Genomic DNA, 11,744 nt, shown 5'->3' with positions numbered 1-11,744 from the left:
ATGAAATATATAAAATGTCGTTGGTTATTGGCGATGATTATGTCATGTTCACTTTTCTCTTGTACTAATTTGGACGAGGAAGTGTTCGATCGTGTGGATGCCGGAATTTATTATCAAGATGAGACGAGTGTTCAGGGGGCAGTGGCAGCCATCTATTCGAAAGCTGCATATAGTTATTTGGAATACTTCTGGTATTTGCAGGAGTTTTCTGCCGACCAGGTGGCATGGCGCAGTTGGAACGGTGGACTTTGGGGATGGGATGAGGCATTGAAGTTTGCTTTGTCTTCACATACCTGGACGTCAGAATCAACCATTATTCGCCAAACTTGGGAGAATGCGTGGACCACTATTGGGCTTTGCAATACGCTTATTACAGATTTGCAGGCAATCAGCCCCGCATCTATACGCATGACTGAGGATGCTTTGAATAGTTATATTGCCGAAGTACGTACCCTGCGTGCTTGGGCATACTACAATATCTTTGAGATTTGGGGTGGAGCACTTCCCTTGAACATTTCTTCGGGTGCGGAAATCCCTGGTTCTGCAGATACTGATTTTGATAAGGGGTGCAAGATTATCTACGATTTTATCAGTCAGGAATTAGATGAGTCAGTTACAGATCTTATGAAAGAAGATGGTTCTGGAAAGACTCGCAACCGCATGAACCAAGCTGCCAATCGTATGATTAAGATGCGCTTGTTGCTGAATTCTGAGGTGTTTATCAAACAAAACAGTTATAATGAGTGTGCCACTCTTTGCCAAAAAATTCTGAATGGCGATTATGGTACTTACAGCATTACCGATGACTATCGCGATATTTATTCGATAAACAATGTAGAATGTCCGGAAGTTGTAATGGCATTGGCGATGGAAGTCGGTCAGGTCAATACCGGTTGGATGCGTAACATGCCTTTCATGCCTTACAATTGTTGGGATTACTTTGGAGGTACATACAGCCAGAGCGGATGGAATTGTGTATGCTTGGCACCTTCATGGGATAATTCTGGAAATGTACAGCCGTATGGTGGTACTGACAATCCTAAGAGCTTTCTTACTGACTACGGTGATAAGTTAGGAGCAGTTTATGAACGTTTCCACGATAAAGATATCCGTAAGCAGAACTATGTGTATAATGAAACAACAGGAAACTATCAAGGCATTTTTTTGAAAGGGGCTATTAAAGCCAACTATGGTAAGGGTGCGGCTTTGAAAGCAGATGCCGACCGTGACGGTCAGGATTTGGTTTATGTGGATCAGGTGGGTACATTCCTTAATTTAGGACGTAATCTGGAGACTGTCATGTCACCTCGCTGGGGTGAAACGAATTCAGGTGTCCGTTTGGTAAGATATCCGGTTTATCCGGAGAGTGCAGGCATTGATTTCCAAAACATCGATGAGGTGGAATTCCGTTTGAGTGAAGTGGTCTATACTCTTGCTGAATGTAAAATGCGTGCAGGTGATACAGAAGGTGCTAAAGAGCTGGTATATAGAGTTAAAACACGCTATTTTACAGATAAATCGGCTCTCGAACAGCCCGGTCCTGGTTTTACATCCTTTGATATGGATTGGATGTTGAGTGAATGGGGACTTGAATTCTTGGGAGAGGGGCGTCGTCGTCGTACAGACTTGCGTCGTTTCGATAAGTTTACGCAAGGGCAATGGTGGTTCTTTGGCCGTGCCACGGACGACGGTTTAAGCTATCCGGCTAAACGTGACCGCAAATACGAGTGGTATCCCTTGCCCCAGTCTGCCCTTATGGTAAATCCGGGACTGGTACAGAATCCTAATTATTAATCATCCTATAATAATAGTAACAATGAAAAAATATATATGTAATCCGCTATGGCTTTTGTTGCTTTTTGTAGCTTTCATCAGTAGTTGTGACAAGGAGGAAATTGTGTTTGACCATGAGTTGCCGCAATTTGAACTTCGTAGCGATGCTATCTTGCTGGAGGTGATTATGCCCCAAGGAACTGGTGCCGATGAAATAATTTATATTGCAGGCGATTTCAATGGAGGTCAGGATGCTGCTTCCGGAGACCTTAAGTGGCAGATGGAGAAAGCTGCAAACAATGATGTTAAATGGGGCATATACCTCTATCCGGAAGATTTTGTTAATGGAAAGACACTTGCCGATGGCTTTTATTTCGTTTCTAAGACACAAGGTATAGAGCGTACTTTGCAGAATGGGGATGCTTTACATCAAATTTCGGCTAAGGTAGGTACTCGCACTGATATAACGGTAACCCGCTGGAATGCTTATTTTGAGGAGCCGGAAGACCCAAGTGAAGTGATTCATGACGGTTATGCTGTGTTCGTGATGGACAATACAGGTTGGGATGCACTGACACTTTATGCGTGGGGAAATGATTTGCCGGAACTTTTTGGAGGTTGGCCCGGTATTTCACCTACTGGTAGCGTTGAGATAAAAGGAATTACCTATAAATACTTCGATACAGGTGAAGCAAATAAGGGATTGGTTTACAATTTGATATTTAACGATAATGGAGTAGGTTCACAATTTGATGGACCACAGAACTTTACTCTTGACCGTGACATATATTTGGAAATCACAGAAAGCGGTTGGACGGAAATAGATCCGGATGCAGTGGTCATCCATGATGGTTATACCATTTTTATTGAAGACCAGTCCGGATGGGCAGAAACAACCATATATGCGTGGGGAAATGATATACCGGAACTCTTTGGCAGTTGGCCAGGAATATTACCAACCGGTAGTGTTGAGATAAAAGGTGTCACGTATAATTATTACGATACAGGTGAAGCAAATAAGGGATTGACTTACAATCTGATAATGAATAATAACAATGGAGGCTCACAATTTGACCTCGCAGCAGTGACGCTTGATCGAGATTATTATTTCCGTATTACGGACATAGCTGGTGAGGAGATTGACCCTAACAATCCGGACGGAGACTCTGAACCGGAATCTGAAGCGGCTTTTGTTTCTAATCAGAATAATTTCTTGAAATGAGTTTTGTATAGTAATGAAGATGTTAAATGACCTATTGGTGGAATGAGATTGGGGATAGGATATCTCTTTTCAATCTTGCGGATATATGTCCCAAGGCTTGGGTTTTCTATCCCAAGTCTTGGGATAGAAAAACCAAGCCTTGGGAAGAAGTTATCTCTTAGCTCTTTTGTTTTTTAGTATTGGCTTCCGGGATTTTTAGTATTAAGTCTTAGTATCTTTTCTGCCAATGCCCATCACTGGAGAGTTTGGATGCTCCTTTTGCAGATATCAGTTCCGCCAATGAGTATAAGTATAGATAAAAAGTAGAAATATGAAAAAAGTAATAATTGCGACACTGCTCTTTACGATGCTACATTCTTGTATGGGGTGTAGTGATAGTCAGAGTGACATGGAACCGATTCCCGTCCCACAGGAAGAATACATGGCTTCGGATATGGTGATTTATGAGGCAAATCCCCGCATTTTTGCCGAAGAAAATGCGTTCTCTGCCATCAAAGCAGAGCTTGACCGTATTCAAAGCCTGGGAACTACCGTGCTTTGGCTGATGCCTGTAAATGAGCCGGGAGTACTGAAAAGTGTGAATTCACCTTATTGTATAAAGGATTATAAAAAGCTGAATACACGTTACGGAACAAAAAAAGACTTGAAAGAACTGGTAGATGCTGCCCATGCCAAAGGAATGAAAGTGATTCTTGACTGGGTTGCCAACCATACTTCGTGGGACAATGCTTGGGTGACTGAGCATCCGGATTGGTATACACAGGATGCAAATGGCAATGTGGTACAACCTCAAGAACAGCCTTGGGCGGATGTTGCTGACTTGAATTTTGACAACGAAACCATGCAGCAAGCCATGATTGATGCCATGAAGTATTGGGTAACAGAAATTGGTATTGATGGATACCGTTGTGATTATGCCGAGGGGGTACCAGATGCTTTCTGGAAGAAAGCAATCGCCGAGCTCCGTACACTTGACAATAATTTGCTGATGCTTGCCGAAGGCGGAAAAACGTCTTTAATGAACAATGGTTTCAATCTGCTCTACGGCTGGAACTTCCATAGTAAACTGAAAGACTATTATGCCGGTAAATGCTCACTTACTGACCTTTATGCTATGAATACTTCCGAATTGGAGGGAATGCCGAAGGGTACGTTACGGTTACGCTATTCTACTAATCATGACCAGGCAAGTGAGGCTTCACCGATAGAATGTTATGGCGGTGAGCGTGGTGCCATGTCTGCTTTTGTATTGACGACTATGCTCGAGGGGATACCTCTTATTTATAGTTCGCAGGAAGTAGCCTATCCGCGGTCACTTAACTTTTTCAATTACGGAGTTATAGACTTGAAGTCCAATGAAGTCTTTGCGCAAGAGATGGCAGAAATCATCAGAGCCTATAAAGCTACGAGCAGTGTACGTGGTGGTGAACTGGAAGTTTATACTACCGGAGATGTCGCTTCATTTTATCGGGCAGCAGGCAGTCATGGCATGTTGGTCATGGTGAATACTGCCAATGAGTCTGTACAAGTGAAAGTACCTATGGAGCATGCTGGCAAGACCATGACCGATGTGATTGCCGGTGTGGATGTGGAGTTGCCTACAGTAATGACGATGGAACCTTATCAATATTTTATATATCAACAATAACGGATGTATATGAAACATGTATTATTAACAGTTGTATTTCTGGGAATTGCTTGTGTGGCGATGGCACACGAATTGTCATCTCCCAATGGGAATCTGAAACTCAATGTTGTGCTTGATTCCGAGGGGGGGCCGGTCTATAGCTTATATTACAAAGGAGAGCCGGTTGTAGAACCTTCTGCCTTGGGAATACTTATGGAAGAAGCGGATTTGTCAAATGGCTTCCGGATTCTTGATGCAACAAATTCTACTTTTGATGAAACTTGGATGCCTGTATGGGGAGAGTATGAAAAAGTCCGTAACCATTACAATGAACTTACTGTCACTCTCTCACAACCGGCAAAGCACGACCGTATGATGATTGTACGTTTTCGATTGTTTGACGATGGACTCGGATTCCGTTATGAGTTGCCGGAGCAGAAAACCATGAATTATCTGACGGTAAAAGACGAACTGACGGAATTCAATCTGACCGGTAATCATACACTCTATTGCATTCCCGGTGATTATGATACGAATGAGTTTGCCTATACTACTGCGGCCATTTCCGAAGTGCGCGAAGCTATGGAACGTAATCTACGTAAAAAAGGATATGAAGCTAAAGCGACTTCATTCACAGTACAAACACCCCTTATGATAAAGACTACCGAAGGACTTTATATCAATATTCATGAAGCTGCCTTGGTAGATTATTCTGCCATGTTGCTGAATGTGGATGATAAAGAGTTTAACTTCTCTGCTCATCTTACTCCCGATAAATTAGGAAAGAAAGGATATCTGCAATTACCGTTGCATACCCCGTGGCGTACAATTATGGTTAGTGACGATGCACGTAGCATCCTTGCTTCTCAGTTGATTCTTAATCTGAATGAACCTTGTAAGCTGGAAGATACTTCTTGGATTAAGCCACAGAAATTTATCGGTGTCTGGTGGGAGATGTTTACTGGTGGAGGAGGTACATGGGCATATAGCGACTATTATAAGGCTAAACCCGGCATAACCGACTATTCAAAGTTAACTCCTAATGGACATCATCCGGCCAATACTGAACATGTGAAAGAGTACATAGACTTTGCGGCGGAGAATGGTATTGATGCGGTATTGGTTGAGGGCTGGAATGAAGGTTGGGAAGATTGGGCATCCTATCGTAAGGATCGTCAGTTCCTTTTTGACAAACCTTATCCGGACTTTGATGTTGCGGTACTACATGCCTATGCCAAATCAAAGGGAGTAAAGATTATCATGCATCATGAGACGGCTGCTAATGCTGCCGACTATGAGCGGCAGCTGGATGTAGCCTTTCAATTTATGGTAGATAATGGCTATAATTCTGTAAAGACCGGATATGTGGGCTCAATCATTCCCCGTAGTGAATATCATTCCTCACAATGGATGAACAATCATTATATACATGTGGTGAAGCGTGCTGCTGATTATAAGATTATGGTAGATAGTCACGAGGCTGTTCGTCCCACCGGCTTGTGCCGTACCTGGCCCAACTGGGTAGCGCAAGAATCTGCCCGTGGTGGTGAGTTTGAATCTATGGGGGGCAATGATCCGGATCATACTTGTATCTTGCCGTTTACTCGGTTGAAGGGTGGTCCGATGGATTACACTCCTGGTATTTTCCAGACAAAACTTTCGTATTATAATGGTTCGAAACCTAAAGGTCAGGCGGGTACTACATTGGTAAAACAATTGGCTCTATATGTAACGATGCCCTCTCCGTTACAGATGGCAGCAGACCTGCCGGATAATTATCGCCGTTTTCCCGATGCGTTTCAATTTATTAAGGATGTAGCGGTGGATTGGAGCAATTCTTGGTATCTGGAAGCCGAACCGGGTGATTATATCACAGTGGCTCGTCAAGCCAAAGGAAAACAAGAGTGGTATGTAGGTGCTATTACCGACGAACATCCTCGTACGGCAACTATTCCTTTCTCTTTCTTACCCGAAGGAAGGAAATATATTGTTACCGTTTATGCAGATGGTCGGGATGCAGACTGGAAAGATAATCCGCAGAGCTATGACATCCGTCGTGGCATAGTAACGTCAAAGAGTGTGCTGCGTCAACCTCTGGCAAGTAGTGGAGGGGTGGCTATCAGTGTTCGAGAAGCAACAAAAGAAGAGGTAAAAGGATTGAAGAAATTATGAAGCTTGTCCGTACATAGTAATTATTATGTTGCGGATTTAATACAAGCATTTAAGAATTAAAGTTAGCAATTGGAAAGGCATAGTCCGTGAGGATTGTGTCTTTTTTCGTAAATTATTCGTCATTTCTTATTTTCTTTATTATAATTTTTTCTATATTTATGCCGTTATGGCGAATTGTTGACAGAATAGGAAAAGAATAGACCATTTAGGTATGAATAGAGAATGCCGGGGATTTGACATTTTATCATTCTTTAATCAAAATATAACCGTAAAATTTAGCTGTTTTGAAAAGTTTTCTTATATTTGCGGTGTTATTCATTGACATTTTGTTTGAATAGCGTGAAGTCAACAAGGTAATAACCTTTAAAACGTAATATTATGAATATCGAACGTATCATGGCCTCTTTAGAGGCAAAGCACCCCGGCGAGTCTGAGTATCTTCAAGCCGTAAAGGAAGTTCTTCTTTCCATCGAAGATATCTATAACCAACATCCTGAGTTCGAGAAAGCGAAAATTATAGAACGTCTGGTTGAACCTGACCGTATCTTTACTTTCCGTGTAACGTGGGTGGATGATAAGGGTGAAGTTCAGACGAACCTCGGCTATCGTGTGCAGTTCAACAATGCCATTGGCCCGTACAAAGGCGGTATTCGTTTCCATGCTTCCGTAAATCTTTCTATCCTCAAATTCCTGGGATTTGAGCAGACTTTCAAGAATGCTTTGACTACATTGCCTATGGGCGGTGGTAAGGGTGGTTCCGACTTCTCTCCGCGCGGAAAGAGCGATGCTGAAATCATGCGTTTCTGTCAGGCCTTCATGCTGGAATTGTGGCGTCACCTCGGTCCGGATATGGATGTTCCTGCCGGTGATATCGGTGTAGGCGGTCGCGAAGTGGGCTATATGTTCGGTATGTATAAGAAGTTGACTCGCGAATTTACGGGCACATTTACCGGTAAAGGATTGGAATTTGGCGGTTCGCTGATTCGTCCCGAAGCAACAGGATTCGGCGGCTTGTATTTCGTAAACCAAATGTTACAAACAAAAGGCATTGACATCAAGGGCAAGACCGTGGCTATCTCCGGTTTTGGAAATGTGGCTTGGGGTGCTGCTACCAAGGCTACCGAATTGGGTGCCAAGGTGGTTACCATCTCCGGTCCCGACGGTTACATCTACGACCCGAACGGTATCAGTGGCGAAAAGATAGATTATATGCTGGAACTCCGGTCATCGGGCAACGATATCGTAGCACCGTATGCCGACGAATTCCCCGGCTCTACTTTCGTAGCAGGCAAACGCCCGTGGGAAGTGAAAGCGGACATCGCTCTGCCTTGCGCTACCCAGAACGAGCTGAACGGCGAAGATGCACAACACCTCATTGACAACAAGGTGACATGTGTAGGCGAAATCTCCAATATGGGATGTACGCCCGAAGCTATCGACCTTTTTATTGAAAATAAGATTATGTATGCACCGGGTAAGGCTGTCAATGCAGGTGGTGTGGCTACCAGCGGACTGGAAATGTCGCAGAACGCCATGCACCTCAGCTGGAGTGCAGCCGAAGTGGATGAAAAACTCCACGCCATCATGCACGGAATTCATGCTCAATGCGTAAAATATGGGACAGAACCTGATGGCTACATCAACTACGTGAAGGGAGCGAATATCGCCGGCTTCATGAAGGTGGCTCATGCCATGATGGGTCAGGGAATTATCTAAGAGAGAAACTTTGTTTAGTTGTATTTGTATTTGTGGTTTGTGCTGCCCTACGCCTGTGAAGGTATGGGGCAGTACTTTTTTATTCTCAATTAAAAAAGTTGTATCTTTGTATCCGAGAAACCATAAATGACAAAGAGATGTTACTACCTGAATTGAAACTGAGACGTGATAAAATACGCTCTCTCATGGCTCAACAAGAGATTGATGCCGCTCTTATCGCTTGCAATGTAAATTTAATCTATACGTACGGACGTGTCGTCAGCGGTTACTTGTATCTGCCGTTGAATGCTCCCGCTCGTTTATTCATCAAACGTCCCAACAATATTGAAGGGGAACATATTCATCCTATCCGTAAACCGGAACAACTGCCTGACTTACTAAAGGAATGTGGTTTGCCCATACCTGCGAGGTTGATGCTGGAGGGGGATGAGTTGTCTTTTACGGAATATAACCGTTTGGCTGCGTGTTTCCCTGAAACGGAGGTGCTTCCTTGTGGTACGGCACTTATCCGGAAGGCCCGAAGTGTCAAGACTGAAATAGAGATTGAGATGTTCCGCCGTTCCGGCATTGCACATGCTAAAGCTTACGAACAAATACCCTCGGTTTATAGACCAGGAATGACAGACCGCCAGTTATCCATCGAAATAGAGCGCCTGATGCGTTTGGAAGGTTGTCTGGGTATTTTCCGTACCTTCGGACAAAGTATGGAGATTTTTATGGGAAGTCTGCTGGCAGGAGATAATGCTACTGCGCCTGCCCCCTATGATTTTGCTCTGGGAGGCGAGGGACTTGATCCGTCACTGCCTATCAGTGTGAACGGTGCACTGTTGCAGCCCGGCCAGAGCTTTATGGTCGATATGGGGGGTAACTTCTATGGCTATATGGGAGACATGAGCCGTGTATTCTCTATCGGAAAGCTGCCGGAAAAGGCATATGTTGCCCATCAGGTTTGCCTGGACATACAAGAGGCTGTTGTAGAAAAAGCGAAACCAGGTGCTGTTTGTGAGGACCTTTACAATCTCGCTATCGATATTGTCACCAAAGCGGGCTTTGCCGACAACTTTATGGGAGCCACTCAAAAAGCCAAGTTTATCGGTCATGGCATCGGACTGGAAATCAATGAAATGCCGGTGCTGGCTCCACGCATGAAGCAGGAGCTGGAACCGGGCATGGTCTTTGCTTTGGAACCGAAGATTGTTTTGCCGGGCATTGGTCCCGTCGGTATCGAAAACTCTTGGGTTGTAACAGCGGAAGGAGTGGAGAAACTGACGTTGTGTAAGGAAGAGATTGTGGAACTTTGAAAATTGATAATGGATAATGGAAAATTGCCATGCGGTTTCAATAAATACGCTGCACTGTTTATTTTTCCATTATCCATTTTCCATTATTTCACCCTTCTGTTAAGCTGATTATTCGCTTTCGAAGGTTTGGATTTACCAATCCGTTTTCCGGTTGGCTTGGCCTTGTTGCTCCGTTTGGGCTTTATGCCGGAATGGTTACTCGCCTTCATAATATTCACATAAGTAGTAGCGGGCTATAAAGTCCCAATATTGATGCAGTGTTTCTTTTCCTTTCAGGAAGGGAAGTTCCACATCGGGTAGAATTCCTTTGGTCATTCCGTATTTCAGCAGGTCGAACGGACACTCTCCGGGTTGGCAGAACATCTTGTAACCCTCTGCAGCAGCGCGTTTGGCATCGTACATCGGGTTATGTTCTTCACAGAAATAGGCGGCCACGTTGTGGGCTACGAGCATACCTTTGGCGTTGGCATAAATCACGAACTCTTTTTGGTATTCCAGGTCGGGCAATAGTGCGGACCGTTTGTTTTCCCATCCCAAGACATCGACAAAGAAAGTGCAAAGCTCCTTGTAATCGGTGAAGTATAGCAGCGGTTTCCCCTGGCTGTATTCCAGACAGCGGGCGGCATCTTTACTCAGTTTGGTTTCCGGAGTGACTTCCGGCAGCGGAGTAATGGGCATATCCAGTAAATCAAGTCCCATTACCCAAAGAAAGGAAGATTCTCCCTCGCTGATGGGAGCTTCTTCGAAACGTGCATCCATCAGTTCATAGGCGCTTTGGCTTAATGCAAGCAGGTCTTTGTCATAAGGACTGAACAAGGTGTATTCCTTGTCAAAAATACTGAATTGTGATTTCAATGTCCACAGTACGAATGCAATGTCTTCCTGATTTATTTCATCGGGCGTATAATCGTCACCCAGTGGATAGAACGGCAGGTAAGTTCCGTATACTCCTTGAAAGGCTTCGGAGAAAAGTTTCCAGCCTCCGCTTTGGGCAATGGCATCTTGAAAGTACATGCCGAGGGAGATGGCTGCGTCAATTTGGGTACGCAGGTCTTCCTTGTTGAACAAGGGAGAGGTCTTGACGAGGGGCAGGATGCTTGTGGCAAAGTCGAGGTACCATTTGTCCGTTGGCAGTACGTGGGTGCGTTCATTGGCCCCCAACCAATATTGCATGTTGATTGTTGTCATGATTTGTTTGTTTTAGATAAATATTATAGTCTTTTTAATGCCAATTTGATGACTTGTTCCACCGGTGCGCTTGGTTCTTCCTTCAAAATGGCAAGCACTACTTTTTGTGAGGGGGCTTGTGCAAAGCCCAGCATGGTAAGGGCGGCTACGGCTTCTTCTTGTACTTGTGCGTTGGCTGCCGATACCAGTGTACCTATGGTCCCTGCGTTGCCGGCTACAACGCTGCCGGTCTTGATTTTGTCTTTTAAATCCACAATTATCCGTTGGGCTGTTTTCAGCCCGATACCCTTGACTGTTTTCAGTAGAGTGGCGTTTTCCGTGCTGATGACATTTATCAGTTCGGATGGCGAGAGTGCCGAGAGAATCATGCGAGCTGTATTTCCGCCGATGCCTGAAACGGAGATGAGCAACAGGAATAGTTCGCGTTCCTGCTTGTCAGCGAACCCGTAGAGGACATAGGCGTCTTCACGGATAGCTTCGTATATATATAGTTTGCATTCTTTCTTGCCCTGGATGGCGGCATACGTATTCAATGAAATATTGACGCCGTATCCCAGTCCGTTGCAGTCTATTATTGCGGTTGCCGGACTTAGTTCGGCAATTCCGCCTCTGATGTATTCTATCATAATTCTTTTGCTTGTTGGCCCCAAATGTGCCTTGCGTACATATCATCTGCGAATGTATGAATTATTATTGGACTTTCACTCACTAAAAAAAGAAAAACTGTGTGAAACAGCAGGGAGTT

8 protein-coding genes are annotated in these 11,744 nt (G+C 44.3%); 6 read left to right on the top strand and 2 right to left on the bottom strand.

Annotation, left to right across the window (positions count from 1 at the left end):
* From DW800_RS06765 to DW800_RS06740, 6 genes are all read left to right on the top strand, one after another.
* On the top strand, nucleotides 1-1,794 hold the full coding sequence (locus tag DW800_RS06765) for a RagB/SusD family nutrient uptake outer membrane protein (RefSeq protein ID WP_005833034.1): 1,794 nt from the start codon (nucleotides 1-3) through the stop codon (nucleotides 1,792-1,794).
* 22 nt (nucleotides 1,795-1,816) lie between these two features.
* A complete protein-coding gene (locus tag DW800_RS06760; protein WP_119957924.1) occupies nucleotides 1,817-2,995 on the top strand; it encodes a hypothetical protein in 1,179 nt (392 codons plus the stop codon).
* Between the two features lie 310 nt (nucleotides 2,996-3,305).
* The gene (locus DW800_RS06755) at nucleotides 3,306-4,643 is read left to right on the top strand and encodes an alpha-amylase family glycosyl hydrolase (RefSeq protein ID WP_008665154.1); all 1,338 of its coding nucleotides are present in this window, start codon (nucleotides 3,306-3,308) and stop codon (nucleotides 4,641-4,643) included.
* 3 nt (nucleotides 4,644-4,646) lie between these two features.
* Nucleotides 4,647-6,794, top strand: a complete 2,148-nt coding sequence (locus DW800_RS06750; RefSeq protein WP_008665155.1) for a glycoside hydrolase family 97 protein — start codon at nucleotides 4,647-4,649, stop codon at nucleotides 6,792-6,794.
* 378 nt (nucleotides 6,795-7,172) lie between these two features.
* Complete coding sequence (gene gdhA, locus DW800_RS06745; protein ID WP_008665157.1) at nucleotides 7,173-8,510, top strand: NADP-specific glutamate dehydrogenase; 1,338 nt, start codon at nucleotides 7,173-7,175, stop codon at nucleotides 8,508-8,510.
* Nucleotides 8,511-8,647: 137 nt separating this feature from the next.
* Nucleotides 8,648-9,811, top strand: a complete 1,164-nt coding sequence (locus tag DW800_RS06740; RefSeq protein ID WP_005827001.1) for a M24 family metallopeptidase — start codon at nucleotides 8,648-8,650, stop codon at nucleotides 9,809-9,811.
* Between the two features lie 195 nt (nucleotides 9,812-10,006).
* On the opposite strand, the gene DW800_RS06735 is transcribed toward DW800_RS06740, so the two are convergent.
* Nucleotides 10,007-10,999, bottom strand: a complete 993-nt coding sequence (locus DW800_RS06735; protein ID WP_005826997.1) for a DUF3843 family protein — start codon at nucleotides 10,997-10,999, stop codon at nucleotides 10,007-10,009.
* 23 nt (nucleotides 11,000-11,022) lie between these two features.
* Entirely contained in the window at nucleotides 11,023-11,625 is a 603-nt protein-coding gene (ruvA, locus tag DW800_RS06730) for a Holliday junction branch migration protein RuvA (protein WP_005833022.1), read from the bottom strand.
* Nucleotides 11,626-11,744: the final 119 nt, after the last annotated feature.

The sequence above is a fragment of the Bacteroides sp. AM32-11AC genome (genome assembly GCF_003603515.1).
GTDB classification, from domain to species: Bacteria; Bacteroidota; Bacteroidia; order Bacteroidales; family Bacteroidaceae; genus Bacteroides; species Bacteroides uniformis.
The sequence above is the reverse complement of the archived record's forward strand: the minus strand, read 5'-3'. Positions and strand labels throughout refer to the sequence as shown.

Bases quoted from the DNA above. Each gene is read 5' to 3' on its own strand.
- DW800_RS06740 (WP_005827001.1), top strand. From the start codon at position 8,648: ATGTTACTACCTGAATTGAAACTGAGACGTGATAAAATACGCTCTCTC.
- DW800_RS06735 (WP_005826997.1), bottom strand. From the start codon at position 10,999: ATGACAACAATCAACATGCAATATTGGTTGGGGGCCAATGAACGCACC.
- DW800_RS06765 (WP_005833034.1), top strand. From the start codon at position 1: ATGAAATATATAAAATGTCGTTGGTTATTGGCGATGATTATGTCATGT.
- DW800_RS06750 (WP_008665155.1), top strand. From the start codon at position 4,647: ATGTATATGAAACATGTATTATTAACAGTTGTATTTCTGGGAATTGCT.
- DW800_RS06755 (WP_008665154.1), top strand. From the start codon at position 3,306: ATGAAAAAAGTAATAATTGCGACACTGCTCTTTACGATGCTACATTCT.
- ruvA (WP_005833022.1), bottom strand. From the start codon at position 11,625: ATGATAGAATACATCAGAGGCGGAATTGCCGAACTAAGTCCGGCAACC.
- DW800_RS06760 (WP_119957924.1), top strand. From the start codon at position 1,817: ATGAAAAAATATATATGTAATCCGCTATGGCTTTTGTTGCTTTTTGTA.
- gdhA (WP_008665157.1), top strand. From the start codon at position 7,173: ATGAATATCGAACGTATCATGGCCTCTTTAGAGGCAAAGCACCCCGGC.